We start from the raw sequence: 25712 nt of genomic DNA on the forward strand, positions 1-25712 counted from the left end.
CCCTGAGTGAGGACGAACATGCGTGCAGAGCGGACCTTTGCATGCGGTGCAGCTGCCGGACTCGCCGGCGACCTGCTCTTCGGCGATCCGCGCCGAGGACATCCGGTCGCCGCGTTCGGCCGGGCCGCCGCTGCCGTCGAGCGGGCGCTGTGGCGCGACCACCGCGGGTGGGGCGCGGTGCACACCGCCGTGTGCGCCGGGGGCGCCATCACAGCGGGCGCGCTGGCCGCTGCCTCCGTACGCCGTTCCCGTACGGCGTCGATCGCGCTGACTGCGGCCGCCACCTGGGCGGTCGTCGGCGGAACGTCGCTGGGACGGGAGGCCCGGGCGATCGGCGGGGCGCTGGCGGCCGGGGACATCGAGGTCGCGAGAGAGCGGCTGCCGCATCTGTGCGGGCGGGACCCGCAGGCGCTGGACGGCCCCGGAATCGCCCGCGCGGTCGTCGAATCCGTCGCCGAGAACACCTCCGACGCGGTCGTCGGCGCGCTCGTGTGGGGCGCGCTCGGCGGAGTCCCGGGTCTGGTGGGCTTCCGTGCCGTGAACACGCTGGACGCGATGGTGGGTCACAAGTCGCCCCGCTACCGGCGGTACGGCTGGGCGTCGGCGCGGCTCGACGATGTCGCGGGCTGGCCGGGCGCCCGCCTCACCGCCGGACTGGCGGTCCTCGCGGGGGGCGACCCGCGTGGTGCCGTACGAGCCTGGCGCGCCGACGCCGCGAAGCACCCGAGCCCCAACGCGGGCCCGGTGGAGGCCTCGTTCGCGGGGGCGCTCGGCGTACGGCTCGGCGGGACGCTCTCGTACGCCGGACGGGTCGAGCACCGGCCCGTGCTCAACGGCGGCGGCCGGGCCGTCGAGGTCACGGACATCGAGCGTGCGGTACGGCTCTCGCGGCGCGTGGGCGTACTGGCGCTCGTGGCGTGCGCGGGCGCGCGGCTGGCCGCCGGGGCCCTGAAGGGGAGGCGTGCATGAGCGGGGGCGGACTGCTGGTCGCCGGGACGACGTCGGACGCGGGCAAGAGCGTCGTCACGGCGGGGATCTGCCGGTGGCTGGTGCGCCAGGGGGTGAAGGTCGCGCCCTTCAAGGGACAGAACATGTCCCTCAACTCCTTTGTGACCCGCGAGGGTGCGGAGATAGGGCGGGCGCAGGCCATGCAGGCGCAGGCGGCGCGCGTGGAGCCCTCGGCGCTCATGAACCCCGTGCTGCTCAAGCCGGGCAGCGACCGCTCCAGCCAGGTCGTCCTGATGGGCAAGCCGGTGGGCGAGCTGAGTGCGCGCGGCTACCACGGTGGAAGGCAGCGAGAGCTGTTCGAACCGGTCGTGGAGTGCCTGGAGGAGCTGCGGAGCACGTACGACGCCGTCATCTGCGAAGGCGCGGGCAGCCCCGCCGAGATCAATCTGCGCCGCACCGACATCGTGAACATGGGCATCGCGCGGGCGGCGCGTTTCCCGGTGCTGGTGGTCGGGGACATCGACCGGGGCGGGGTCTTCGCGCAGTTCTTCGGTACGACGGCGCTGCTCGCCCCGGAGGACCAGGAGCTGATCGCGGGCTACCTCGTCAACAAGTTCCGGGGCGATGTGTCGCTGCTGGAACCGGGGTTGGAGATGCTGCACGGGCTGACCGGGCGGCGGACGTACGGAGTCCTGCCGTACGCGCACGGCCTCGGCATCGACGAGGAGGACGGGCTGAGGGTCTCCCTGCGGGGTGCGGTGCGCGAGTCCGTGGTCGCCCCGCCGGTCGGCGAGGACGTGCTGCGGGTCGCCGTGTGCGCGGTGCCGCTCATGTCCAACTTCACCGATGTGGACGCGCTGGCGGCCGAACCGGGGGTGGTCGTGCGCTTCGTGGACCGCGCCGAGGAACTCGCCGACGCCGACCTGGTGGTCGTGCCCGGCACGCGCGGCACCGTCCGCGCACTGGAGTGGCTGCGTGAGCGGGGACTGGCCGATGCCATCGCCCGGCGTGCGGCGGCCGGCCTGCCGGTGCTGGGCATCTGCGGCGGCTTCCAGGTCCTGGGCGAACGTATCGAGGACGACGTCGAGTCACGGGCGGGCGAGGTGGACGGCCTCGGGCTGCTGCCGGTGCGGGTGCGGTTCGCGCGCGAGAAGACGTTGGCGCGGCCGGTCGGCGAGGCGCTCGGCGAGCGGGTCGAGGGGTACGAGATCCACCACGGTGTCGCCGAAGTCCTCGGCGGTGAGCCCTTCTTGGACGGCTGCAGGGTGGGGTCGGTGTGGGGGACGCACTGGCACGGCTCGCTGGAGAGCGACGGCTTCCGGCGGGCGTTCCTGCGGGTGGTCGCGGCGGCGGCGGGCCGGCGCTTCGTGCCGGCCCCGGACACGAGCTTCGGCGCGTTGCGCGAGGAGCAGTTGGACCGGCTGGGCGATCTGATCGCGGAACACGCGGACACGGACGCGCTGCTGCGGCTGATCGAGGGCGGCGCGCCCTCGGGCCTGCCGTTCATCGCACCTGGTGCGCCGTGAGCGCCTGCGGTGGGCCCTCGCCCCACCCCGCCCCTTCCCGAACCGGGGCTCCGCCCCGGACCACGTCCCTGGGGGCTCCGCCCCCGAACCCCCGCGCCTCGAACGCCCGCGGGGCTGTTCTTCAGCCCGTCCGGCGTTCGAGGACGGACACCCCGCCCCACCCCGCGGTACCGGGCACACACCAAGCCCGTACGGCGCTCGAGGACGGCCACACCGGCCCGGGCCCTCGGCAGGGTACGAACGAGCCGCGCAACCGGCGCGGCTTCAGCGAAGGAGTGATCAGGCGATGAGCACCCCCTATCCGTTCACCGCGGTCGTCGGGATGGACGACCTGCGGCTGGCCCTGCTGCTCAACGCGGTGAGCCCGGCGGTCGGCGGTGTGCTCGTGCGCGGGGAGAAGGGCACGGCCAAGTCGACCGCCGTACGGGCACTCGCGGTGCTCATGCCGGACGTGGACGTGGTCGCCGGATGCCGGTTCTCGTGTGCGCCGGGGGCGCCGGATCCGGGGTGTCCGGACGGGCCGCACGAGGCGGCACCCGGTACGGCGCGGCCGGCCCGGATGGTCGAGCTGCCCGTCGGGGCCTCGGAGGACCGGCTGGTCGGGGCGCTCGACATCGAGCGGGCCCTCGCGGAGGGGGTGAAGGCGTTCGAGCCCGGGCTGCTCGCGGACGCGCACCGCGGCATTCTCTACGTCGACGAGGTCAACCTCCTCCACGACCACCTGGTGGACCTCCTGCTGGACGCGGCCGCCATGGGCGCCTCGTACGTGGAGCGCGAGGGCGTGTCCGTACGGCATGCCGCGCGCTTCCTGCTCGTGGGGACGATGAACCCCGAAGAGGGCGAGCTGCGGCCGCAGTTGCTGGACCGGTTCGGGCTGACGGTCGAGGTGGCGGCGTCGCGGGAGCCGGAGCAGCGGGTCGAGGTCGTTCGGCGCCGGTTGGCATACGACGACGACCCGGCCGGCTTCGCGGCTCGCTGGGCGGACGAGGAGGCGGCGCTGCGCGAGCGGATCGTGGCCGCGCGGGCGCTGCTGCCCAGCGTGGTGCTGGGTGACGGGGCGCTGCGCCGGATCGCGGCGACCTGCGCGGCGTTCGAGGTGGACGGCATGCGCGCCGACATCGTGATGGCGCGCACGGCGACGGCACTGGCCGCGTGGGCGGGGCGTACGGACGTACTCGAGGAGGACGTGCGGCAGGCGGCGCTCCTCGCACTCCCCCACCGGCGTCGGCGCAACCCCTTCGACGCGCCCGGCCTCGACGAGGAGAAACTCGACGAGACCCTGGAGCAATTCGACGGGGACGACGAGCCGCAGCACGACCCCGACCACGATCCGGATCCGGATCCCGACGGCCCGGACGGCCCGGAGGGCGGGCCCGGCGGCGGCCCGGGCGGCGGGGGCGGGATTCCGCCCCAGTCGCAGGGGCCCGATGCCGCAGCGCCCGCCGAGGAGCAGCCCGCCCAGGGCCCGGGCGAACAGTCGGCCGTACGGGCCGCCGAGCCCTTCCGTACGAAGATGCTGAGCGTTCCCGGGCTCGGCGAGGGCGCGGCCGGGCGCCGCTCCCGCGCCCGTACCGAACACGGCAGGACGACCGGCGCCCGACGGCCCCGAGGGGCGCTCACCAAGCTGCACCTGTCGGCCACCGTGCAGGCCGCGGCCCCGTACCAGCGGGCGCGCGGGCGGGCGGGCGCCGGTCTCGTGGTCCGGCGTGACGATCTGCGCCAGGCCACGCGCGAGGGCCGCGAGGGCAATCTCGTGCTGTTCGTCGTGGACGCGTCCGGGTCGATGGCGGCCCGGCAGCGGATGAGCGCGGTCAAGGGCGCGGTGCTGTCGCTGCTGCTGGACGCGTACCAGCGGCGCGACAAGGTCGGTCTCGTCACCTTCCGCGGCACGGGCGCCGACGTGGCGCTGCCGCCGACGTCGTCCGTGGACGCGGCCGCCGCGCGCCTGGAACAGCTGCCGACGGGTGGGCGTACACCGCTGGCCGCCGGCCTGCTCAAGGCGCACGACGTGCTGCGCGTGGAGCGGCTGCGCGATCCGTCGCGCCGCCCCCTGCTCGTGGTCGTGACGGACGGCCGGGCGACCGGCGGCCCCGACCCGGTGGCGCTGGCCGGGCGGGCAGCCCGGCTGCACGCCGCCGACGGCACCGCCTCCGTGGTCGTCGACTGCGAGACCGGCCCGGTGCGGCTCGGTCTCGCCGGACGGCTCGCCGCCGACCTGAGCGGCACCGCCATCACCCTGGACGAGCTGCGTGCGGACAGCATCGCCGGGCTCGTCAGGGACGTACAGGCATCGACAACAAGGAGGGCCGCGTAGTGCCGCAGGGACAACCGACCGTCGTACCGGACGACGGACTCACCACCCGCCAGCGCCGCAATCGCCCGCTGGTGATGGTGCACACGGGCATCGGCAAGGGGAAGTCGACCGCCGCCTTCGGGATGGCGCTTCGCGCCTGGAACCAGGGCTGGCCCGTCGGGGTGTTCCAGTTCGTCAAGTCGGCCAAGTGGAAGGTCGGCGAGGAGAACGCGCTGAAGGTCCTCGGGGCGTCCGGCGAGGGCGGGGCCGTCGACTGGCACAAGATGGGCGAGGGCTGGTCCTGGATCCAGCGGGCCCCGGCCGAGGGGGAGCAGTCCCACGAGGACAAGGCGCGCGAGGGCTGGGAGCAGGTCAAGCGCGACCTCGCCGCCGAGAAGTACAGGTTCTACGTCCTGGACGAGTTCGCGTATCTGCTGCACTGGGGGTGGATCGACACCGACGAGGTGATCCAGGTGCTGCGCGACCGCCCCGGCACCCAGCATGTCGTCATCACCGGCCGCAACGCCCCGCAGGCGCTGCTCGACTTCGCCGATCTCGTCACCGACATGTCCAAGGTCAAGCACCCGATGGACGCGGGTCAGAAGGGCCAGCGGGGCATCGAATGGTAGGCATCGAGTGGTAGCACGTCTCGTCATCGCGGCGCCGGCGTCGGGCAGCGGCAAGACCACCGTCGCGACGGGCCTGATGGCCGCCTTCGCGGCGAGCGGTCTCGCCGTCTCCCCGCACAAGGTGGGTCCCGACTACATCGACCCGGGTTATCACGCGCTCGCCACCGGCCGCCCCGGTCGCAACCTCGACGCGTACATGTGCGGTACGGAGCTGATCGCGCCCCTGTTCGCGCACGGCGCGGGCGGCTGCGACCTGGCGGTGATCGAGGGCGTGATGGGGCTGTACGACGGCGCGGCGGGAGCCGGTGAACTGGCCTCGACGGCCCAGGTCGCGAAGCTGCTGCGGGCGCCGGTGGTGCTGGTCGTGGACGCGTCGTCGCAGTCGCGGTCGGTGGCTGCGCTCGTGCACGGCTTCGCGTCCTGGGACCCGCAGGTGCGGCTCGGCGGGGTGATCCTCAACAAGGTCGCCACGGACCGCCATGAGGCGCTGCTGCGTGAGGCGTTGGAGGAGTCCGGGGTGCCGGTGCTGGGGGTGCTGCGGCGGGCCCCCGCGGTGGCGACGCCGTCCAGGCACCTCGGGCTGGTGCCGGTGGCGGAGCGGCACGCGGACGCGGTGGAGGCGGTGGCCGCGCAGGCGGAGCAGGTGCGCCTGGGGTGCGATCTGGAGGGGTTGCTGGCGTTGGCGCGGAGTGCGCCGCCGGTGAGCGCCGAGGCGTGGGACCCCACCGGGTTGTGGGCAGGCGTTCCGCAGGGCGGAAGGCCTGGGCACAACCCGACCACCGGCTCGCAGCCGGCCGACAGCGGGAGGCCGGTCGTCGCCGTCGCCGGCGGTGCCGCGTTCACGTTCTCCTACGTCGAGCACGCCGAGTTGCTGACGGCCGCCGGCGCGGAGGTCGTCCCCTTCGACCCCCTCCGCGACGAAGACCTCCCCGATCGCACCGCGGGCATCGTCATCGGCGGCGGTTTCCCCGAGGTCTACGCCCCCGAACTCTCCGCCAACTCCCGTCTGCGCAAGGCGGTGGCGGAGCTGGCCCGGTCGGGCGCGCCGATCGCCGCCGAGTGCGCCGGGCTGCTCTATCTCGCCCGTTCACTGGACGGGAAGCCCATGTGCGGGGTGCTGGACGCCGATGCGCGGATGTCCGAGCGGCTCACCCTCGGCTACCGGGACGCGGTCGCCGTGAGCGACAGCGTCCTGGCCGCGGCGGGGACGCGGATGCGCGGGCACGAGTTCCATCGCACGGTCCTGGAGCCGGGCGCCGGGCCGCAGGCGGCCTGGGGACTGCGGCAGCCCGAGCGGCGGGTCGAGGGCTTCGTACAGCAGGGTGTGCACGCGAGTTACGTGCACACGCACTGGGCCGGGGCGCCGGACACGGCGCGCCGCCTCGTCCAGCGGTGTGCGGAATGGTCCGGGCAGGTGTGAGGCACGGGCGGGCGTCATTCGGCCACGCCCGTCACCAGCCAGATGAACGCCACCCCCGCCACGGTGCACAGCAGCGTGGAGCGGGCCGGATGCGCGTGGTGCGCCTCAGGGAGGATCTCTGCTGCGGCGAGATAGAGCAACGCTCCGCCGAAGAAGCCGAGATAGCTGCCGAGCAGTTCCTCCGGCATCGTGAACAGCAGCGTGGAGGCTGCGCCGACCACGGGTGCGAGCGCGGCCGCGAGAAGCATGGCGAGGGCCTTGCGGCGCTCGTTCCCGTACAGACTGGTGATCGTGTACGTGTTGAAGCCGTCGGCGAAGTCGTGGGTGATCACGGCGAGCGCGACGGTGGCGCCCATGCCGCCGCCGGCCTGGAAGGCGGCGCCGATGGCGATGCCGTCCATAAGGCTGTGGCCGACCATGGCCGCGGCGGCGGCCATGCCGATCCGGGGTACGCGGTGTTCGTGGCGTCCTCCGTCGTACGCGCCGTGCGCCGCCTGCCGGCCTGCCAGCAGCCGCTCCGTGAGGTGCGCGAGCAGGAAACCGCCGACGAACAGCAGGAAGGCCTGCGGCACCCCGAAGATCTCGTGGCCCGCCGCCTCCACCGCCTCCGGCAGCAGATCGAGCCCGGCCGCGCCGAGCATGAGCCCGCCCGCGAGACCCAGCACGAGATGGCGCCGGTCGGTCACGCGCTGCGCCGCCCACCCGCCCAACAGCGTCATCAGGAACGCGCCGAGCGCGACGAACACGGCCATGCGTTCTTGCTAGCGGATGTACCCCCGCCGGCGCCGGGTGCCACGCCATGAGTGCTCTCGTCGTCGGCATCGGCGCGCGCCGCGGTGCGCCCTTCGACGAGGTGCTCGGGCTGGTCCGCCATGTGCTGCGCGAGGCCGGAGAGCCGACGGGGGCGGTCGTCGCCCTGGCGACGGTGGACAGCAAGGCGGCCGAGCCGGGGCTCGTCGCCGCCGCTGCCGCGCTCGGCGTCCCGCTGCGCACGTACTCGGCCCAGGAGCTGGCCCTCGTGCCCGTGCCGCACCCGTCCGGGGCGGCGCGGAACGCGGTGGGCACGCCGTCGGTGGCGGAGGCCGCGGCGCTCGCGGGCGGCGGCGAACTGCTCGTACCGAAACGGAAGTCGGGGGCGCAGGGGCGACCGGGCAGTGTGACCTGTGCGATCGTACGGCTTCCGGACCCCCCTTTTCCGGACCCTCCGATTCCGGAGGGAACGCCGACGGCACCCGCCCGGCGTGGATCCGACCGCGTTGGACATGATCGATACCGGCAGCACCCGCAGGAGCCGCATCACCGGCACCACAGCCCCGTTTCCGAGGAGAACGTGTGACTTCCCCGCCCGCACTGCTCATCGCCGCCCCTGGCGCCCGGCACGACGCCGCAGCGGCGGCGTTCCAGGACCTTGTGGCACTGCTGGGCCGACGCCACCCCGGGATTCCCGTCGCGGGCGGGCTCGTCGGGGCCGACCGGTGGCCGGTCGCCGAGGCCGTGGACGAGCTCGTCACGGCGGGTGCGAGCCGGATCGCCGCCGTGTCACTGGCGCTGGTGCCCGACGCGCGTACGGAGGACGGGATCGCCGAGGCGCTCGCGAACGCGGGCGAGGAGCATCCCGAGCTGTCCGTCGCCCGGGGCCGGGCACTCGGCCCTGACCCGGCGCTGCTCGCCCTGCTGGAGCGGCGGCTGGACGAGGCGCTGGGAGCGGGCGCGGCGGGCCGTACGCCGCGGGACCGTGCCGAGGTGACCGTCCTGCTCGTGGCCCCTGGCTCGACCGATCCCGAGGCCAACGCCGAGGTGCACCGGGCGGCCCGGCTGCTGTGGGAGGGGCGGGGGTACGCCGGGGTCGAGACGGCGTTCGTGTCTTCCGCCGCGCCCGATGTGCCGGCCGGGCTCGACCGCTGCGTACGCCTCGGGGCGCGGCGCATCGTCGTCGTGCCGTACGTCCTGTTCGACGGCGGTCCGGTGGAGCGGGCGCGGCTGCACACGGAGGGCTGGGAGGCGGCGCATCCGGAGACGGACATACGGTTCGCGGAAGTGATCGGTCCTGTCGGGGAGTTGGCCGATCTGGTCGTGGAGCGCTTCCGGGAAGCCGTGTCCGTCCCCGTACCGGCACAGCATCGACCACCGTCCGTTCAGCGGCAGGACACTCATGCAAGCGCACACTGACACCCACGATCTGCGCCACCACGGCGACGCGGAGGTACGGGACGGGAGGCTGACCGATCTCGCGGTCAACGTCCGTGCCGGCACTCCCCCGGTGTGGTTGCGTGAGCGCATCACCGATGCGCTCACATCGCTCGCCGCCTATCCGGACGGGCGTGCGGCGCGGGCGGCGGTCGCGGCGCGGCACGGGCTGCCGGCGGAGCGGGTGCTGCTGACGGCCGGGGCGGCGGAGGCGTTCGTGCTGCTCGCGCGGGCCCTGCGGGTACGGAGGCCGGTGGTCGTGCACCCGCAGTTCACCGAGCCGGAGGCGGCGCTGCAGGACGCGGGTCATGCGGTAGGGCGAGTGCTGCTGCGCGAGGAGGACGGCTTCCGGCTGGACCCGGGGGCCGTGCCCGAGTCGGCCGACCTCGTCGTCATCGGCAACCCGACGAACCCGACGTCGGTCCTCCACCCCGCGGGCGCAATCGCCGGGCTGGCCCGGCCGGGTCGGATCGTGGTGGTCGACGAGGCGTTCATGGACGCGGTGCCGGGCGAGCCGGAGGAGCTGGCGTCGCGGACCGACGTCCCGGGGCTCGTCGTGCTGCGCAGCCTCACGAAGACCTGGGGTCTCGCGGGGCTGCGCATCGGTTACGTACTGGCCGCGCCGGAGACGATCGCCGAGCTGGAGCGGGCGCAGCCGCTCTGGCCGGTCTCGACGCCGGCGCTGGCGGCGGCCGAGGCGTGCATGTCGCCCCGGGCACTTGCGGAGGCCGCCGAGGCGGCCGAACTCATCGCCAAGGACCGGGCGCATCTCATGGCCGGGCTGGCGGAGTTCGACGAGGTGCGGGCGGTGGCGGGGGCGGAGGGGCCGTTCGTCCTTCTCCGCATGGAGCGTGCGGACGAGGTGCGGGAGCGCCTGCGCGGTCTGGGGTTCGCGGCGCGACGGGGCGACACGTTTCCGGGTCTGGACCGCCGCTGGCTTCGCGTAGCGGTCCGCGACCGTACGACGACGAACCGCTTCCTCCAAGCGCTGGACCAGGCACTGACGGTGGTCGGCAGCGCCTGACGCTTTCGGGCGCCCTGGGGTACGGGGTGCCCGCTCGCCCGTGCCGGGCCGGGTCGCGTCCCGGCTTGCCCGGTGCCGCGACGGTGACCGGTGTGTCCGTCCTCAAACGCCGGACGGGCTGAGTGTGCACCCGGTGCCGCCGGGTGGGCCGGGGTGTCCGTCCTCAAGCGCCGGACGGGCTGGGTGGTCGGGGGTGCCCGGTACCTGGCGGTTGCCGTCCGGGTCCGCTCCGGGGCTCGTATCCGGGACGGCATGATTTACGGCGCGCGCAAACCCCGGACCCACCAGTCATCGCCCATGTCGCGCGCCACAAATCACGCTTGAGTGTCCCGAACACGACCCCTGCGCGACCCCGGGCGTGGTGAACGGTGGGGGCTCGCCCCGGTGGGCGGGTTTGTGCCCACCCGTTCCGCCCTGCGGAACGACTGCCCACAAACCACGGGGTCACCCCCCGACCTGCAGTCGGGGGACGACCCGGGGCGGGGCCGTGCAGGGTCGCCCCCGCAGGAAATCGGGCGGTGGTACCGGACGACGCCATACCCACCGATTTCCGAGGAGGCGAGCCCGGAGGGGCCCCGCACCACCACCCACCCACAGCAGCCGCACCAAGCCCGTCCGGCGCTTGAGGACGGACACACCGGACGCCCACCCGGCACCGCGCACACCGCACCCCGCCGGAGGCACCCCGCACACCGAGGCACCCCGCCAGGGGCTAGTCCCGGGCCCGACGGCGGGCCAGCACAATCGCGGCGCCGCCCGCGGCGAGGAGCGCGATCGCACCCACCGCGAAGTACGGCGTCGTCGCGCTCCCGCCCGTCTCCGCCAGGTTGTCCCCGGCGTCGGAGGACGCCAACTCCGGCCCGGCGGCAGCCGGTTCCGCGCCCGTCTGGGGCTTCACATCCCCACCGGCAGGCGCAGCCGCAGGCGAAGGCGCCTCGCACGTCGCCGACACCAGCGTCACGACGCCCTCCACCTCCGCGACGTTCAGCTTCAGCGGGTTGACGGACACCTTCAGTTCGAGCGCGGTCGCCGCGGCCGTACGCGACGTCGTCGCCGTACGGGAGAGGTCGAGCGTGACGTCGCCGACGCCCGGCACCTCGATCCGCGTCGTGCCCCCCGACGTCAGCGTGACCTTCTTCCCCAGCGCCCGGACCGTGCCGAGCACGTTCGACTCGGCCACCGGCTTCCTGCCCGCCTCGCAGACCGCGCGGGCCGTGACCTTCTCGACCTCGATCAGGGAGAGCAGCGGCAGTCCGGGAACGTGCACCTTCGCATGGGCGAGGGTCGTGGCCGCCTCGGCCCGCTCCCGGTCCGCGGTCGCCCTCGCGCTCGCGACGTCCGCGCGCAGCACGCTGAACGGCCGTCCCTGGTCGACGCCTTCCACCTGGACGGTGAGCGCGGTCTTCTCCGCCTTCTCCGTGCTCGCGGGGGCCTGCACCTCGTTGAGGGAGGTCTTCAGCGGCACGTCGACCGTCTTGTTGAGCAGGGAGACGTCGAGGCCGGTTCGGAGCACGACCGCACTCGCCCGCCCTTCGCCGCCGCCCGTCGCATGGGCGGCCGGTGCGGTGGCGAGCGCCAGCGGCCCGGCGGCCAGCGCGACGGCGGCCGCCGCGGCTGCGGAGCGGCGTACGGGCATGCGGAAGGTGTTGCTGTTCAAGGTGGTGGAACCCCCACAGGAGACATGACATCGCCAGGCCCGCCCGCCACGGGGACTCGTGCGCGACGGCGGCGACTGAGAACACCGGAATCCTTACGCACTGAGAGTGAACCGACAGACACCTGTGGTGAGTTCACTCCAAAGTGGTGTTTCCGCGCCCGCATTCGATTCCGTAGGTACGGACGTTCTCCTGATTCGCTCCTGCGGCGGACCTACGGGGCGTGCGCCGGGTACCTCAACGAGCAGCGCCGCCCCAGGGACACGCGCCCGTCAAGCAAGGACGCGCCCCCGCAGAATCACCCTCTGCGGCGCCCCCAGCACCCGTACGTCGGCCCGCGGATCCGCCTCGTACACCACGAGGTCGGCCTCCGCGCCCTCCTCGAGCCCCGGCCGTCCCAGCCAGCTCCGCGCCCCCCAAGTCGTGGCCGACAGCGCCTGCACCGCCGGGATGCCGGCCTTCACCAGCTCGGCGACCTCGGCGGCGACGAGCCCGTGCGGCAGGGAGCCGCCCGCGTCGGTCCCGACGTAGACGGGGATGCCCGCGTCGTACGCCGAGCGGACGGTGTCGTAACGGCGCTCGTGCAGTCGCCGCATATGGTCCGACCAGCGCGGGAACTTCTTCTCGCCGCCCACCGCGAGCTGCGGGAACGTAGCGATGTTGACGAGCGTCGGCACGATCGCGACACCCCGCTCGGCGAAGAGCGGGATGGTCTCGTCCGTCAGCCCGGTCGCGTGCTCGATGCAGTCGATGCCCGCCTCGACGAGATCCCGCAGCGAGTCCTCGGCGAAGCAGTGCGCGGTGACGCGTGCGCCCAGCCGGTGCGCCTCGGCGATGGCCGCCTCGACCGCGCCGCGCGGCCAGCAGGCGCCCAGATCGCCCGACTCGCGGTCGAGCCAGTCGCCGACGAGCTTGACCCAGCCGTCGCCGCGCACCGCCTCTTTCCCGACGTACGCGACAAGGTCGTCGGGCTCGATCTCATGGGCGTAGTTGCGGATGTAGCGGCGGGTGCGGGCGATGTGCCGGCCGGCCCGGACGATCTTCGGCAGGTCCTCGCGGTCGTCGATCCAGCGGGTGTCGGAGGGCGAGCCGGCGTCCCGGATGAGGAGTGTGCCCGCGTCCCGTTCGGTCAGCGCCTGCTTCTCGCTGGTCGCCTCGTCCACCGCGCCGTGCTGGTCGAGCCCGACATGGCAGTGGGCGTCGACCAGGCCCGGCAGGGCCCAGCCCTCCACGGTCCGTACCTCACGGGCGCCCGCCGGCCGCTGGTACGTGATCCGGCCGCCGACCACCCACAGCTCGTCCCGGACCTCCTCCGGTCCGACCAGCACCCGCCCCTTGATATGCAGCACCACGCGATCGCTCATGACCAGCACTCTACGAGCCTGCTCTACCCTCGACCGAGGGCAGCCGAGAACGCCTGTTGAACCTCCGTTTCGAAGAGAGCACCGCCGTGACACACCCGTTTCTGAACCTGGCCCCGCTGACCGCCTCGCACTTCGCGGCGATCGAGCGGCGGGTCGCCGCCCTGCTCTCCACCGGACAGGACGTTGTGATCACGCAGGGTGAGGCGCTGCTTCCGCTGGAGGCCTGCATCCGCAGCGGCGCCCGGCCGGGTTCGGCCGCCCTGAACGTGGTGACGGGGCCGTACGGCCAGACCTTCGGGAACTGGCTGCGCGACTGCGGGGCGGCCGTCGTCGACCTGGAAGCCCCCTTCCACACCGCCGTGACCGCCGAGCAGGTCGCCCGGGCGCTGGAGCGGCACCCGGAGATCGACTTCGTGTCGCTCGTCCACGCGGAGGCAGCCACCGGCAACACCAACCCCGTCGCGGAGATCGGCGAGGTCGTACGGGCCCATGGCGCCCTGTTCATGCTGGACGCCGTCGCCTCGGTGGGTGCCGAGCCGCTGCTGCCGGACGCGTGGGGCGTGGACCTGTGCGTGATCGGCGCACAGAAGGCGATGGGCGGCCCGGCCGGGGTGTCGGCCGTCTCGGTGAGCGAGCGCGCCTGGGAGCGGTTCGCCGCGAACCCGGCCGCGCCCCGCCGCTCGTACCTCTCGCTCCTCGACTGGAAGGAGCGCTGGATCGACGGCGGCCGCAAGGCGCTTCTGCACGCGCCCGCCCAGCTGGAGATGCTGGCGCTGGAGGCGTGCCTGGAGCGGATCGAGGCGGAGGGGCCGGCCGCGCTGATGGCCCGGCACGCCTCGGCCGCGGCGGCGACGCGTGCCGGTGCGATCGCGCTGGGCGGCGGGCTGGTCCCGTTCGTCCACGAGGCGCGGTACGCGGCGCCGGTGGCGACCACGCTGCGCGCCCCGGCGGGGATCGACGCCTCCGACCTGGTGGCGAAGGCGCTGGCCGCCGACCCGTCGGTGCCGCCGATCGCGGGCGGTGGGGCCCTGTCCGCGGAGATGATCCGGGTGAACCACTACGGCGCGGACGCGACGCCCGGCGCCGTGGCGTCCTCGCTGGCGGCGCTGGGCGCGGCGCTCGGCGAATACGGTCGCGAGGTGGATCGGGAAGGCGCCCGCCGTGCCGTCGACGACGCCTGGCGCAAGTAATGTCCGGCATCTTGGAAACAAATAAATAGCGCATGAATTCAAGAATGCGGGGAGCTGCTTTATCGAGAGCAGCTCCCCGCATTCTTCTGCCCGGTTTCCGGGGGGCTAAACGCCAAAGTTCCAACAAGATCGACGTCGCATTTCGGGCACGTTGCAGGTGTGTGACCGACCCCACATCGAAGAGTCTCGTTGTCCGATAACTCCCGGTCAAACAGGGAGAGTTCACCACGGCTCGCGGCCGTTTCGCGTTCGCGCGCGCCCGCGCGATAACACACAATCCCATGTCGCCCAACCCCATCCCCCGATGCAATCTCCGAATTTGCTCGCTAAATTCAATCCGCATGACCACCGCACTGAGCATCGACAGCCCACGAGTGGAGGACGGAGCCGCGATCTGGCGAATCGCGCGGGACTCCGAGGTCCTGGATCTCAACTCCTCGTACAGCTATTTGCTGTGGTGCCGCGACTTCGCCTCGACCTCCGTGGTGGCCCGCGGTACGGACGGTGAGCCGATCGCGTTCGTCACCGGCTACATCAGGCCGGAGCGCCCGGAGACGCTGGTCGTCTGGCAGGTCGCCGTCGACGCGGCGCACCGCGGTCGCGGACTGGCCGGGGCGCTCCTCGACGCGCTGACCCACCGCGTCGCCACCAAGCGCGGCGTCCGCTCGATCGAGACGACCGTCACCCCGGACAACACCGCCTCCGACCGGCTCTTCAGCTCGTACGCCGCCCGGCGCGGCGCGTCGCTGGAGCGCGAGGTCCTGTTCGACGGCGGACTGTTCCCCGACGGGGCGCATCAGCCCGAAGTGCTGTACCGCATCGGCCCGATCAGCGGCTGATCCACGTTCGAACTCCGTCCGACCCCCACATCAGGAGTGAAACGCTGTGACCATCACCCCGCCCGCCCTGAGTGTCTTCGAGACCCTGGAGTCGGAGGTGCGCAGCTACTGCCGCGGTTGGCCCGCCGTGTTCGACCGCGCGCAGGGCGCCCGCCTCACCGACGAGGACGGCCACACCTATCTCGACTTCTTCGCCGGCGCGGGATCACTCAACTACGGCCACAACAACCCCGTACTGAAACGCGCGCTGCTGGACTACCTGGAGCGCGACGGCATCACGCACGGCCTGGACATGGCGACGACCGCGAAGCGCGCCTTCCTCGAGTCCTTCCAGAACATCGTGCTGCGGCCGCGCGATCTGCCGTACAAGGTGATGTTCCCCGGCCCGACCGGCACCAACGCGGTCGAGGCCGCGCTGAAGCTGGCCCGCAAGGTCAAGGGCCGTGAGTCGATCGTGTCGTTCACCAACGCCTTCCACGGGATGTCGCTGGGCTCGCTCGCCGTCACCGGCAACGCCTTCAAGCGGGCCGGCGCCGGCATCCCACTGGTGCACGGCACGCCGATGCCGTTCGACAACTATCTCGACGGGCAGGTCCAGGACTTCCTCTGGTTCGAGCGGCTGCTCGAGGACCAGGGCTCGGGTCTCAACAAGCCCGCCGCGGTCATCGTCGAGACCGTGCAGGGCGAGGGCGGCATCAATGTGGCCCGCCCGGAGTGGCTGCGGGCGCTCGCCGACCTGTGCCACCGCCAGGACATGCTGCTCATCGTCGACGACATCCAGATGGGCTGCGGCCGCACCGGCGCCTTCTTCTCCTTCGAGGAGGCGGGCATCACCCCGGACATCGTCACCCTGTCGAAATCCATCAGCGGCTACGGACTGCCCATGTCCCTCTGCCTGTTCAACCCGGAGCTCGACATCTGGGAGCCGGGCGAGCACAACGGCACGTTCCGCGGCAACAACCCGGCCTTCGTCACCGCGGCCGCCGCGCTGGACGCGTACTGGTCCGACGGCCAGATGGAGAAGCAGACCCTCGCCCGCGGCGAGCAGGTCGAGCAGGCGCTGCTCGCGATCGCCGACGAGAACTCCGCGCACGGGGCCCGCTTCCGGGGCCGTGGCCTGGTCTGGGGACTGGAGTTCGCCGAGAAGAGCCGGGCGGCGGCCGTCTGCTCCCGTGCCTTCGAGCTCGGTCTGCTGCTGGAGACCTCGGGCCCGGAGAGCGAGGTGGTGAAGCTGCTGCCGCCGCTCACCGTGACGCCCGACGAGCTGGACGAGGGGCTTCGCACGCTCTCCCGCGCCGTCCGCGAGACCGCCTGACCCTGCACGCCCTGTACGTACGAAAGGAAGCGCACCACCGTGATCGTCCGATCGTTCAAGGACATCGAGAACACCGACCGCCACATCAGGTCGAAGTCCGGCACCTGGGAGAGCAAGCGCATCGTGCTCGCCAAGGAGAAGGCCGGCTTCTCCCTGCACGAGACCGTGCTCTACGCGGGTACGGAGACGTCGATGTGGTACGCGAACCACATCGAGGCCGTGCTCTGCGTGGAGGGCGAGGCCGAGCTGACGAACGACGAGACCGGCGAGGCGCACTGGATCGAGCCCGGCACGATGTATCTGCTGGACGGCCACGAGCGTCACACCCTGCGCCCCAAGACCGACTTCCGCTGCGTGTGCGTCTTCAACCCGCCCGTCACCGGACGGGAGGACCACGACGAGAACGGCGTCTACCCCCTGCTGACCGAGGCCGAGGAGGGCTGATCATGACCACCGCGCTCACCGATCTCTACCCCACCCGCGGCGCCGCCGAGACGGCCGTCCCCCGCCAGGACCCGGTGGTCTGGTCCCCGCCCGGCGCGCCGGGCCCGATCGCCCCGTCCGCTCTCCAGTCGTACGAGCGCGACGGCTTCCTGGCGGTCGATGAGCTGATCACCCCGGACGAGGTCGCGGTCTACCGCACCGAGCTGGACCGGCTCGTGAACGACCCCCTGATCCGGGCCGACGAGCGCTCGATCGTCGAGCCGAAGTCCCAGGACGTGCGCTCGGTGTTCGAGGTGCACCGGATCAGCGAGGTCTTCGCCGCGCTGGTGCGCGACGAGCGGGTCGTGGGCCGGGCGCGGCAGATCCTCGGCTCGGACGTGTACGTCCACCAGTCGCGGATCAACGTCAAGCCGGGCTTCGGGGCTTCGGGCTTCTACTGGCACTCGGACTTCGAGACCTGGCATGCGGAGGACGGGCTGCCGCGGATGCGGACGGTGTCGGTGTCGATCGCGCTGACCGAGAACTTCGACACCAACGGCGGGCTGATGATCATGCCTGGGTCGCACAGGACGTTCCTGGGCTGCGCGGGTGAGACGCCGAAGGACAACTACAAGAAGTCGCTGCAGATGCAGGACGCCGGTACGCCGTCGAACGGCGCGCTGACCGCGTTCGCGGACCGGCACGGCATCCGGCTCTTCACCGGCAGGGCGGGCTCGGCGACCTGGTTCGACTGCAACGCGATGCACGGCTCCGGGGACAACATCACCCCGTATCCGCGCAGCAACGTCTTCATCGTCTTCAACAGCGTGGAGAACGCGGCGCAGGAGCCGTTCGCGGCACCGGTGCGGCGGCCGTCGTTCATCGGAGCGCGGGACTTCACGCCTGTGGGGTGACCCGAAGGCGGCCGGGGGTCTGGGGGGTGTCCCCCAGAAAATGCAGCATCGGAGCGCGGGACTTCACCCCTGTGCGGTGACCCGAAGGCGGCCGGGGGTCTGGGGGGTGTCCCCCAGAAAATGCAGCATCGGAGCGCGGGACTTCACGCCTGTGCGGTGAGGAAAGGCCAGGGGCCGGTCGCGGGGTGCGCGGCCGGCCCCTTTCCGTACCCGGTTTTCCGTACCCGGTTCCGGTACGTCAGCCGGCGAGTGTCGGGTAGTCGGTGTAGCCCTTGTCGTCGCCACCGAAGAAGGTCGCGGTGTCCGGGGTGTTGTACGGGCCCGCGGTCTTCAGCCGGGCCGGCAGGTCCGGGTTGGCCAGGAACAGTGCGCCGAAGGCGAGGATGTCCGCCGTGCCGTCCTCGATCAGCGGCAGCGCGCCGTGGTCGGTGAAGCCCTCGGTCGACGGGTTGAGCACGAACGTGCCGCTGAACCGCTTGCGCAGCGCCAGCGTCAGGTCCCGGAAGTCGGGGACGTTCTCGGTGATGTGCAGATAGCCGATGCCCAGCGGCTCCAGCTCCTCGACCAGCGCGAGGTACGTCGCCTCGGTGTCGGTCTCGGCCATGTCGTTGTAAGGGTTCCCGGGCGAGAGGCGCAGACCGGTGCGCGCCGCGCCGATCTCCGCCGCGACGGCCCTGGTGACCTCGAGGGCGAAGCGGATGCGGTTCTCGACGGGGCCGCCCCACTCGTCGGTGCGCCGGTTGGTGGCGGCGGTGAGGAACTGGTGGATGAGGTAGCCGTTGGCGCCGTGCAGCTCGACGCCGTCGAAGCCGGCCTCGATCGCGTTGCGGGCGGCCGAGGCGAAGTCGCCGATGGTGGCGCGTACCTCGTCGCCGGTCAGCTCGCGCGGCGGGAGGAAGTCCTTGGGGCCTTCGTGGGTGTAGAGCTGACCCGCGGCCGCGACGGCGGACGGCGCGACGCTGAGCCGTTCCTGGTCCGGCCAGAGCACGGGGTGGCCGATCCGGCCGGCGTGCATGAGCTGGGCGAAGATCTTGCCGCCGTTGGCGTGCACGGCGTCGGTGACCTTGCGCCAGGCGGCGACCTGCTCGGCGTTGTGCAGCCCCGGGGTGTCGGGGTAGCCCTGACCGATGACCGAGGGCTGGATGCCCTCGGTGATGATCAGGCCGGCCGCGGCGCGCTGGGCGTAGTACTCGACGGTGGATTCGGTCGGGGTGAGGCCCGGGCCGAAGGCGCGACTGCGGGTCATGGGCGCCATGGCGATGCGATTGGCGAGCCGAGTGCCGGACAGGTCGATCGGGTCGAAGGCGATGGTCATGAGGGCTCCCGTAGCAGACAAAATTGGTCGGCCAAGTAAATGCGCCGTGGCCACTGTAGCGCATTACTTGGCCGACCAAGGTAATCTGTTCGCAGGAGTCTGTGGGAACGTCGGAGTTGCCCGCGAACCCCCCGGAGGAGTCCTGAGGAGGCCCGATGAAGCCCGAGGCCGACCCCGTCTGTACCTACGACCCGCTGCCTGCCGCGGCCCGCGGCGGCCCGGTCAGCCATGCCGTGTCCCGGGTCGCGCGGCTCCACCGCATCGCCGCGGGCAGGCTCCTCAAACAGGTCGGGCTCTACCCGGGTCAGGAAATGGTGATGATGCGTCTCTGGGAGGCCGGTCCGGTACGGCAGTCGGAGCTCATCAAGGCATGCGAGCTCGACCCGTCCACCGTCACCAAGATGCTCCAGCGCCTCGAGCAGTCCGGGCACGTCCGGCGGCGGCCCGACCCGGACGACCGGCGCGCGGTGCTCGTCGAGGCGACCGACGAGAGCTGTGCGCTGCTGTCCGCCGTGGAGCGTGCCTGGACCGAGCTGGAGCGGCAGACGCTGGCCGGGCTCGACCCGGCCGAGCGCGCCGAGTTGGGCCGGCTGCTGGCCAAGGTCGAGGCGAACCTCTGCACGGAGACCGCGGACTGCCCCGAGCAGGCCCCGGGACGGGCGGCTCAGCCCGAAAGCGCGTCGAGCGCCCTGTCGACGTCCGCCTCGTCGTTGTAGAGGTGGAACGAGGCCCGCAGATTGCCCGCGCGGGCCGAGACGACGACCCCGGCCCTGGCGAGCTCCGGCTGCCGGCCGCCCAGTCCGGGAACGGCGACGATGCCGGAGTCACCGGGGACGGGCGCGTGCCCGAGCTCCTTCAGCCCCGCCCGGAAGCGGGCCGCGAGTGCGGTGTTGTGGGCGTGGATCGCCTCGATCCCGATCTCCTCCAGGAGTCCGAGGGACTGCTCGGCGCCGTGGTACGCGAGGAAGGACGGCGGCTCGTCGTAGCGCAGGGCGGACGGGGCGAAACGCTCGACCGGACCGTAGGTGCTCCCCCACTGGTCCTCGGCCGCGAACCAGCCCGCGTGGGCGGGGGCGAGTGACTCCTGCGCCTCGGCGCTGACGGTGAGGAACGACGTACCGCGCGGACAGAGCAGGTACTTGAACGCACCCGTGACGGTGTAGTCGTACGCGCCCGCGTCCAGCGGCAGCCAGCCCGCGGACTGGCTGGCGTCGAGGAGGACCCGTGTGCCGTGGGCGGCCGCGGCGGCTCGTACCGCCGGCAGATCCGCGATCCTGCCGTCCGCGGACTGCACCGCGGAGAGCCCGATGAGCGCGGTGTCGGGGCCGACGGCCTCCGCGACCCCGTCGAGCGGCGCGTATCGCACCTTCAGATCCCCCCGGACCGTGAAGGGAGTGATCACGGAACTGAACTCGCCCTCGGGGAAGAGCACTTCGGCGCCGGGCGGCAGCGAGGCCGCGATCAGCGCGACATGTACGGTAACGGAGCCGCCGACCGCGACGCGCTCCGCCGGCACACCGACGAGGCGGGCGAAGGAGGCGCGCGCGGCCTCGATCGAGTCGAAGCTGCCCGCGCCGTCGGGACGTCCGTCCGCGTTCTCCTCGGCGAGCTTCTTGACCGCCTCGACCGTGCGACGCGGCAGCAGGCCGCAGCCGGAGGTGTTCAGATACGTCGACTTCGGCGCGAACTCGGCGCCTCCCGGAGTGTCCATGTACCCACCTGTACCCACCCTGTCCACACGATCAGGCCTGCGGGACCTCGCAGGAACCGTCGGGGCCGCAGGCCGCGGCATCCGCGTCCGTGCCCACCGGGACGAGGGCCCGGCCCTCCCAGGCCTGCTCCAGCGCCCGGGTGAAGACCTCGGCGGGCTGCCCGCCGGAGACCCCGTAGCGGCGGTCGATGACGAAGAACGGCACGGCGTTGGCGCCGAGCTCGGCGGCCTCCCGCTCGTCCGCCCGCACCTCGTCGGCATACGCGTCCTCGTCGGCGAGCACGGTGCGCGCCTCGTCCTCGTCCAGCCCGGCCTCGACGGCCAGCCCGACCAGCACCTCCGGGTCGAAGACGGACCGCTCATCGGCGAAGTTCGCCCGGTAGGCGAGATCCAGCAGCGCGTCCTGACGGCCGCGGGCCTTGGCCAGGTGCAGCAGGCGGTGGATGTCGAAGGTGTTGCCGTGGTCCCGGCCCTCGGTGCGGTAGCCGAGGCCCTCGGCGCGCGCGTTGGAGGCGACGTGCTCCTCCATGGCGCGGGCCTCGTCGAGGGTGCGTCCGTACTTCTTCGCGAGCATGTCGATCACAGGTGCGGTGTCGCCCTTGGCACGGTTCGGATCGAGCTCGAAGGAGCGGTGCACCACCTCGATCTCGTCGCGGTGGGCGAAGGCCGCGAGGCCCTTCTCGAAGCGGGCCTTGCCGATGTAGCACCAGGGGCACCCATGGACCAACGGAGCCATACCACCTCTGACCTGGGGTGATGCCTATTTCAGGCAGTCCACTCGCTCTCAGGCCACCGAGGCGGCACGACTTCGGCGAACGGATGGACCATGGAACGGGATGACCTGCCCGCGCTGCGCGCACTGGGTTTCGAGGACAGCGAGCTGCAAGAGCTCGGACTCTGGGAACCTGCCACCGGCACCCCCGCAACCCTCGCTGAGATGTACGTCCGGCGAAGCAAGAAGAAAGACACGCTCACCTCGCTGCGGGAACAAGTGCGCCGCATGTGCGCTCGCGCCAACGACGAAGGCAAGCGCATCCGCCACGTGTGGTTTGAGCAGAAGAGTGCCAGCAAGGCGTACGTCCGCCGCGAGGAATTCGAAAAGGCCACAGCGGCAATCGTCGACGCTGGGTTGTCCAAGACCCTGTACGTCTTCAAAACGTCCCGCCTTTCGCGCCGGGGGATGGGCCAGGTCGGCCTACTGCTAGATGCGCTGGAAGAGCAAGAGGCGCGCATCTATGTCGTCGCCGAGAATATCGACTCAACGCGTAGCCGCATGGTCCTTGCGATTCTCAGCGAACAAGCGCGCGATCAAGCAGCCGACATTTCACAGTTCACCAAACTCGGCATTGACGCCAACAAAGCAGACGGGCGATTCACCGGCGGAGTAACCCCGTACGGCCTCCGCGCCAGGGACGGAAAGCTGGAGCACGATCCCACGGAGTACCCGACAGCGCGCAGGATCGGCGAATGGCTGCTCGACCGCAAAACGCCAGGGTGGATAGCCGACCAGCTCAACAGCGAAAGGGTGCTCACGCGGCACGGTAAGACCTGGAAAGGGCCGGGCATCGCGTCGCTGGCCCACAGCGTGACGTGGGCTGGACTGGTCGCCAATCGCGAAATGATGCATGACAACAAGGGAAAGCCCCTCGGTAAGTACCATCGGGGCGGGACTCCGCTACTGGACAGGAACGGACACCCGATCTCGCTGGGTCAGGGTGTGATCACGTTTGCCGAGCACGTCAAGATTGCGGCAATTCTCGCCGACCGCGCACAACCCGGAACGTCCATCGGCGACCGGACGCGCGGGAAGCGGGAGATTGTGGCTCTGCTGTCCGGACTCCTGCGCTGCGGACTCTGTGGCGGTGCTATGGCTAACGGCGGGGTGAACTACCGCTGTTACGCCCGTCAGGTAGAGGGCCCGTCGTCGTGCAAGGGGGTCTCTACTGAGCGCACCCGCGCTGATGAGGCGGTAGCCACGCTGTGGGTCAACCACGTGCTGAATCTGTCGCCGGATTCGCCGGTGGTTCACGAGATAGCGCGGGAATGGCTCGCCTACCGAGACCCGGAGACAGAGGCCCGGCGGGTACAGGTAAGCGCTGCGCTTGAGTCGGCGACTTCTCGGCAGTTCCGCTTGCGCACTGAGCGCTATGTGGCGGGGACCATCAGCGAGGAGGATTACGAGTTCCTTTCGGGCGCGCTGACTGGCCAAATCGCTTCCCTTAAGGCGGAGTTGGCCGATCTGTCGCAGGATGCCGACCTTTCGCCGCTGATGGACCCGGAATCGCTGGCAGACCTGTGGGGTGCCGCAGGAATCAGCGGGCAGCGAGCACTACTCCGGGCGACGCTGCGGAGGATCACGCTGAAGCCAGCGCGGTACCGGGGGGACCGGACACCGATCCTTGAGCGACTGGATCCCGACTGGCGGGAGCGGGACACGAGCCAGACAGACGCTGCATTCGATGCGTGGGAGGAACAGCGCTGACACCCACGCGGTGTCATTGAGACAGGCCCCCATTCTGGCCGAGCGCCGGAATGGGGGCTTTTCGCTGCCTATCCATAACGGGTCCATAACGAAAAGCAATTCCCGTGAACGTTTTCAAACGGATGCCCGAATTGCGGGCAGTCGACTCGCTAGGTAAGACATAGAGGGGGAAATGGCGAGCGCGCCGAAAAGCATTCGACTCGCTCACTTCCCTTCGAAGATGCGAAAACGTATCTCCCGGTTGACACCACATCAATCCCGGGACCATGAACACCCGTACAGGCTCGGGTAAAGCCTGACCCTGGCCCCTAACTGGGCTGGCTTCTTCACAGCGGATGTGGTGTCAGGTTGTGAGGTAAGCCGGTCCGGTTGGGGGCTTTCTTGTACCCAAAAGGACTGACACCACATGGACGACCTACCGCGCGTATCAGCAATCCTGGAGCCTGCCGACAAATTCGGCGGACCCTCGCTGCGCGTACCTCGCTGCCCATTCTGTAAGGGCGCACACACTCACGGCGGTACCGACTACGGATATCGCGTCTCGCACTGCTGGAAGGTCTCACCGCAGCAGTATTTTCTAGTTCCTGCTGAGGTGAACTGACTTGGCCATCGACACCACCATTGATCCCGCTATCCTAGAGCTACTAAAAGTTGGCCTAGCAGCGCAGGGGAAGACGCTGGAACAATTCCAGGCGGAAGACCTACTCGCCGACACCACTGAAGACGGACTCGCAATCAAGTTCCGTGAGTCGCTGGGATCGCACGTCCACTTTGATCCCTCAGCCGGCTGGGTCATCTTCCGCCCTGGCAACCAGGTTTGGCAGCTTTCTCAGCGAGGTGCGGCAGTTCATGAGGCGGTCGCTGATTTCCTGCGTATCCGAAGAGAGCGCGTCAAGGGTGACAGCAAAGAGGACCGGGCGCTACGAAATCGGCTCGGCTCTGTCCACATGCGCAATGCGGTAACCAACGCGCTGGCGGCGCTGCCCGGGGTGACGCTGGAGCCTGGCACGGTAGCCGAGACGTACGACCGAAACCCCAACCTCCTCGCTGTCCGCAACGGCGTAATCGACCTACGGACCGGTGAGCTTCGCGAGGGACGGGCGGCAGACTGCCTCATCAAATACGTGGACGTTGACTATGACGCGGAGTCGACTGCCCCCCGCTGGGAACAGTTCCTCGCTGAGGTCTTCCCCAACGACCATGAAATGCCTGCCTATATCCGCCGCATGGTCGGCTACGGAGTCACGGGGCACACAAAGGAGCAGTTCTTTGCTGTCCTTCACGGCGGGGGTGCCAACGGCAAAAGCGTCTTCCTGAACGTCCTAGAGCGCGTGTTCGCTGCCTACAGCGCGCGGTGTTCGTTCAACGTCTTCCTAGGTGAAGCCAAGCGCGGAGGACCGGAAATCGAACCACTGAAGGGTGCCAGGCTTGCGCTCGCCAGCGAAACGAACCGATCCGCTGTCCTGAGTACGGCTGCCATCAAGGAAGCGACCGGCGGGGACCGGCTGACGGTCAATCCGAAGTACCGGGACGCATACACGTTCCTGCCCCAGTGCCTCATCCTGCTGGCGACCAACTACCGGCCGCAGATTCGGGATGCCGACCACGGAACCTGGCGACGCGTCAAGGTCATTGACTTTGACGCCCGATTCGATGGCGCGCAGCGAGACAGCGGGCTAGAGGACCGGCTAGTTGATGCCGAGGCTGCGGGCATCCTGGCGTGGGCCGTGCGCGGAGCCGTTGAGTGGGCCGCTGAGGGGCTGGCGGACACAGCACGCATGCGGGAGAGCGTTGCCGACTACAAGCGCGACAGTGACCCGCTGGACGGCTTCCTGGAGAGCCTCTACGTGCTGGACGACAGCGCGCCGGGTGTGCTCGCAAAGGACGTCCTAGCGGAGTACCGGACGTGGGCCAGCGAGCAAGGTGAGCCCGTGTTCAAGCAAGCCCAAACGCTCAACTCAGCGCTGCTGGAGCGGTATCCCTCGCTCGGTAAGAAGCACAGCAAGAGGGGCACGGTCCTGACCGGCATTCGCATGATGACCACGGCGGAGCAAGCTGGATCATCGGGTCCGGGCATCTTCGCTGGGTGAATAGCACTTCACCCCTCAGCGGGTGTTGGGGCGGGCGCCTGACTGAGATTCGGACATTCCAGGTGGGGTGAAGAGCACCCCTCTTCACCGCCTGTTTCTCTTCACCTCCTTTCACACTGCCTGACCTGCAGTTTTGGGCCAGAGGTGAAGAGGTGAAGAGATGAAGAGAGATCTAGGACTTTTCAAATATTCCCTTGGGTCTAGCTAGAGGTCCTTAAACCAGGGCTCTTCACTTCACCACTTCACCCGCCCCCTCCCTCGCTGTAACACCACCACACCGCAAGGAAACAACCATAGCCCAATTTCCCCTGCGCGTCCGAACGGCGCAGATCCTGAACGACGTCCTAGACCGCATTACCGCCGACGGCCTGATGCCGGACGGATCCC

The 25712-nt window shown here is 70.8% G+C and carries 22 protein-coding genes; 16 read left to right on the forward strand and 6 right to left on the reverse strand.

Annotated elements, in window-relative coordinates:
• Nucleotides 1-18: 18 nt before the first annotated feature.
• The 5 genes from ACWCXB_RS10310 to ACWCXB_RS10330 all read left to right on the forward strand — a co-directional run bounded on the left by ACWCXB_RS10310 (nucleotide 19) and on the right by ACWCXB_RS10330 (nucleotide 6816).
• A complete protein-coding gene (locus ACWCXB_RS10310; RefSeq protein ID WP_450721079.1) occupies nucleotides 19-969 on the forward strand; it encodes a cobalamin biosynthesis protein in 951 nt (316 codons plus the stop codon).
• Entirely contained in the window at nucleotides 966-2474 is a 1509-nt protein-coding gene (locus tag ACWCXB_RS10315) for a cobyric acid synthase (RefSeq protein WP_450721081.1), read from the forward strand. The genes ACWCXB_RS10310 and ACWCXB_RS10315 overlap by 4 nt, the downstream gene beginning before the upstream one ends.
• Nucleotides 2475-2760: 286 nt before the next feature.
• A complete protein-coding gene (locus ACWCXB_RS10320; protein WP_450721083.1) occupies nucleotides 2761-4788 on the forward strand; it encodes a putative cobaltochelatase in 2028 nt (675 codons plus the stop codon).
• Entirely contained in the window at nucleotides 4788-5396 is a 609-nt protein-coding gene (cobO, locus tag ACWCXB_RS10325; protein WP_450721085.1) for a cob(I)yrinic acid a,c-diamide adenosyltransferase, read from the forward strand. The genes ACWCXB_RS10320 and cobO overlap by 1 nt, the downstream gene beginning before the upstream one ends.
• A 7-nt stretch (nucleotides 5397-5403) precedes the next feature.
• On the forward strand, nucleotides 5404-6816 hold the full coding sequence (locus tag ACWCXB_RS10330) for a cobyrinate a,c-diamide synthase (protein ID WP_450721087.1): 1413 nt from the start codon (nucleotides 5404-5406) through the stop codon (nucleotides 6814-6816).
• A 14-nt stretch (nucleotides 6817-6830) separates the two neighbouring features.
• On the opposite strand, the gene ACWCXB_RS10335 is transcribed toward ACWCXB_RS10330, so the two are convergent.
• Nucleotides 6831-7568: a ZIP family metal transporter gene (locus tag ACWCXB_RS10335; protein ID WP_450721089.1), complete on the reverse strand. Its 738-nt coding sequence runs from the start codon at nucleotides 7566-7568 to the stop codon at nucleotides 6831-6833.
• Nucleotides 7569-7615: 47 nt separating this feature from the next.
• On the opposite strand from ACWCXB_RS10335, the gene ACWCXB_RS10340 reads away from it, so the two are divergent.
• The 3 genes from ACWCXB_RS10340 to cobC are packed head-to-tail and all read left to right on the forward strand — an operon-like array spanning nucleotide 7616 to nucleotide 10027.
• Nucleotides 7616-8152 (forward strand): cobalamin biosynthesis protein, encoded by a 537-nt coding sequence (locus tag ACWCXB_RS10340; protein ID WP_450721091.1) that lies wholly within the window; start codon nucleotides 7616-7618, stop codon nucleotides 8150-8152.
• Nucleotides 8149-8985, forward strand: coding sequence for a sirohydrochlorin chelatase (locus ACWCXB_RS10345; protein WP_450721093.1), 837 nt, complete (start codon nucleotides 8149-8151; stop codon nucleotides 8983-8985). Before ACWCXB_RS10340 ends, ACWCXB_RS10345 begins: the two co-directional genes overlap by 4 nt.
• Nucleotides 8969-10027, forward strand: coding sequence for an Rv2231c family pyridoxal phosphate-dependent protein CobC (gene cobC / locus ACWCXB_RS10350; protein WP_450721095.1), 1059 nt, complete (start codon nucleotides 8969-8971; stop codon nucleotides 10025-10027). The genes ACWCXB_RS10345 and cobC overlap by 17 nt, the downstream gene beginning before the upstream one ends.
• A 712-nt stretch (nucleotides 10028-10739) precedes the next feature.
• On the opposite strand, the gene ACWCXB_RS10355 is transcribed toward cobC, so the two are convergent.
• Nucleotides 10740-11684: an SCO1860 family LAETG-anchored protein gene (locus ACWCXB_RS10355; protein ID WP_450721097.1), complete on the reverse strand. Its 945-nt coding sequence runs from the start codon at nucleotides 11682-11684 to the stop codon at nucleotides 10740-10742.
• A gap of 270 nt (nucleotides 11685-11954) precedes the next feature.
• Nucleotides 11955-13046, reverse strand: coding sequence for an amidohydrolase family protein (locus ACWCXB_RS10360; RefSeq protein WP_450721099.1), 1092 nt, complete (start codon nucleotides 13044-13046; stop codon nucleotides 11955-11957).
• An 86-nt stretch (nucleotides 13047-13132) separates the two neighbouring features.
• Between ACWCXB_RS10360 and ACWCXB_RS10365 the strand changes: the two genes are divergently transcribed.
• From ACWCXB_RS10365 to thpD, 5 genes are all read left to right on the forward strand, one after another.
• A complete protein-coding gene (locus tag ACWCXB_RS10365) occupies nucleotides 13133-14236 on the forward strand; it encodes a pyridoxal-phosphate-dependent aminotransferase family protein (protein WP_450721101.1) in 1104 nt (367 codons plus the stop codon).
• A 341-nt stretch (nucleotides 14237-14577) separates the two neighbouring features.
• Entirely contained in the window at nucleotides 14578-15075 is a 498-nt protein-coding gene (gene ectA / locus ACWCXB_RS10370) for a diaminobutyrate acetyltransferase (protein WP_450721103.1), read from the forward strand.
• 46 nt (nucleotides 15076-15121) lie between these two features.
• On the forward strand, nucleotides 15122-16390 hold the full coding sequence (gene ectB / locus ACWCXB_RS10375) for a diaminobutyrate--2-oxoglutarate transaminase (RefSeq protein ID WP_450721105.1): 1269 nt from the start codon (nucleotides 15122-15124) through the stop codon (nucleotides 16388-16390).
• A gap of 39 nt (nucleotides 16391-16429) precedes the next feature.
• Nucleotides 16430-16834 carry an ectoine synthase gene (locus ACWCXB_RS10380; protein ID WP_450721107.1) on the forward strand — a complete coding sequence of 135 codons (405 nt, stop codon included), beginning with the start codon at nucleotides 16430-16432 and terminating at the stop codon, nucleotides 16832-16834.
• Nucleotides 16835-16836: 2 nt separating this feature from the next.
• The gene (thpD, locus tag ACWCXB_RS10385; protein WP_450721109.1) at nucleotides 16837-17727 is read left to right on the forward strand and encodes an ectoine hydroxylase; all 891 of its coding nucleotides are present in this window, start codon (nucleotides 16837-16839) and stop codon (nucleotides 17725-17727) included.
• 238 nt (nucleotides 17728-17965) lie between these two features.
• Here the strand turns inward: thpD and ACWCXB_RS10390 are convergent, their stop codons facing one another.
• Complete coding sequence (locus tag ACWCXB_RS10390) at nucleotides 17966-19042, reverse strand: alkene reductase (protein ID WP_450721111.1); 1077 nt, start codon at nucleotides 19040-19042, stop codon at nucleotides 17966-17968.
• A 155-nt stretch (nucleotides 19043-19197) separates the two neighbouring features.
• Between ACWCXB_RS10390 and ACWCXB_RS10395 the strand changes: the two genes are divergently transcribed.
• Entirely contained in the window at nucleotides 19198-19758 is a 561-nt protein-coding gene (locus ACWCXB_RS10395; RefSeq protein ID WP_450721113.1) for a MarR family winged helix-turn-helix transcriptional regulator, read from the forward strand.
• Here ACWCXB_RS10395 and ACWCXB_RS10400 read toward each other — a convergent pair.
• Together ACWCXB_RS10400 and ACWCXB_RS10405 are read right to left on the reverse strand one after the other, a co-directional pair.
• Entirely contained in the window at nucleotides 19707-20753 is a 1047-nt protein-coding gene (locus ACWCXB_RS10400) for an aminotransferase class V-fold PLP-dependent enzyme (protein WP_450721115.1), read from the reverse strand. The two genes, ACWCXB_RS10395 and ACWCXB_RS10400, sit on opposite strands and share 52 nt — an antisense overlap.
• Nucleotides 20754-20784: 31 nt before the next feature.
• Nucleotides 20785-21489, reverse strand: a complete 705-nt coding sequence (locus tag ACWCXB_RS10405) for a DsbA family oxidoreductase (protein ID WP_450721117.1) — start codon at nucleotides 21487-21489, stop codon at nucleotides 20785-20787.
• Between the two features lie 90 nt (nucleotides 21490-21579).
• Between ACWCXB_RS10405 and ACWCXB_RS10410 the strand changes: the two genes are divergently transcribed.
• Both ACWCXB_RS10410 and ACWCXB_RS10415 read left to right on the forward strand, forming a co-directional pair.
• Nucleotides 21580-23235 (forward strand): recombinase family protein, encoded by a 1656-nt coding sequence (locus tag ACWCXB_RS10410; RefSeq protein ID WP_450721119.1) that lies wholly within the window; start codon nucleotides 21580-21582, stop codon nucleotides 23233-23235.
• A 602-nt stretch (nucleotides 23236-23837) separates the two neighbouring features.
• Entirely contained in the window at nucleotides 23838-25325 is a 1488-nt protein-coding gene (locus ACWCXB_RS10415; protein WP_450721121.1) for a DNA primase family protein, read from the forward strand.
• Nucleotides 25326-25712 lie beyond the last annotated feature (387 nt).

The sequence above is a fragment of the Streptomyces sp. NPDC001514 genome (assembly GCF_053597075.1).

Coding starts and splice junctions, on each gene's coding strand:
- ACWCXB_RS10360 (WP_450721099.1), bottom strand. CDS start 13,046: ATGAGCGATCGCGTGGTGCTGCATATCAAGGGGCGGGTGCTGGTCGGA.
- ectA (WP_450721103.1), top strand. CDS start 14,578: ATGACCACCGCACTGAGCATCGACAGCCCACGAGTGGAGGACGGAGCC.
- ACWCXB_RS10310 (WP_450721079.1), top strand. CDS start 19: ATGCGTGCAGAGCGGACCTTTGCATGCGGTGCAGCTGCCGGACTCGCC.
- ACWCXB_RS10395 (WP_450721113.1), top strand. CDS start 19,198: ATGAAGCCCGAGGCCGACCCCGTCTGTACCTACGACCCGCTGCCTGCC.
- ACWCXB_RS10335 (WP_450721089.1), bottom strand. CDS start 7,568: ATGGCCGTGTTCGTCGCGCTCGGCGCGTTCCTGATGACGCTGTTGGGC.
- ACWCXB_RS10340 (WP_450721091.1), top strand. CDS start 7,616: ATGAGTGCTCTCGTCGTCGGCATCGGCGCGCGCCGCGGTGCGCCCTTC.
- thpD (WP_450721109.1), top strand. CDS start 16,837: ATGACCACCGCGCTCACCGATCTCTACCCCACCCGCGGCGCCGCCGAG.
- ACWCXB_RS10405 (WP_450721117.1), bottom strand. CDS start 21,489: ATGGCTCCGTTGGTCCATGGGTGCCCCTGGTGCTACATCGGCAAGGCC.
- ACWCXB_RS10400 (WP_450721115.1), bottom strand. CDS start 20,753: ATGGACACTCCGGGAGGCGCCGAGTTCGCGCCGAAGTCGACGTATCTG.
- ACWCXB_RS10320 (WP_450721083.1), top strand. CDS start 2,761: ATGAGCACCCCCTATCCGTTCACCGCGGTCGTCGGGATGGACGACCTG.
- ACWCXB_RS10390 (WP_450721111.1), bottom strand. CDS start 19,042: ATGACCATCGCCTTCGACCCGATCGACCTGTCCGGCACTCGGCTCGCC.
- cobC (WP_450721095.1), top strand. CDS start 8,969: ATGCAAGCGCACACTGACACCCACGATCTGCGCCACCACGGCGACGCG.
- ACWCXB_RS10410 (WP_450721119.1), top strand. CDS start 21,580: ATGGAACGGGATGACCTGCCCGCGCTGCGCGCACTGGGTTTCGAGGAC.
- ACWCXB_RS10315 (WP_450721081.1), top strand. CDS start 966: ATGAGCGGGGGCGGACTGCTGGTCGCCGGGACGACGTCGGACGCGGGC.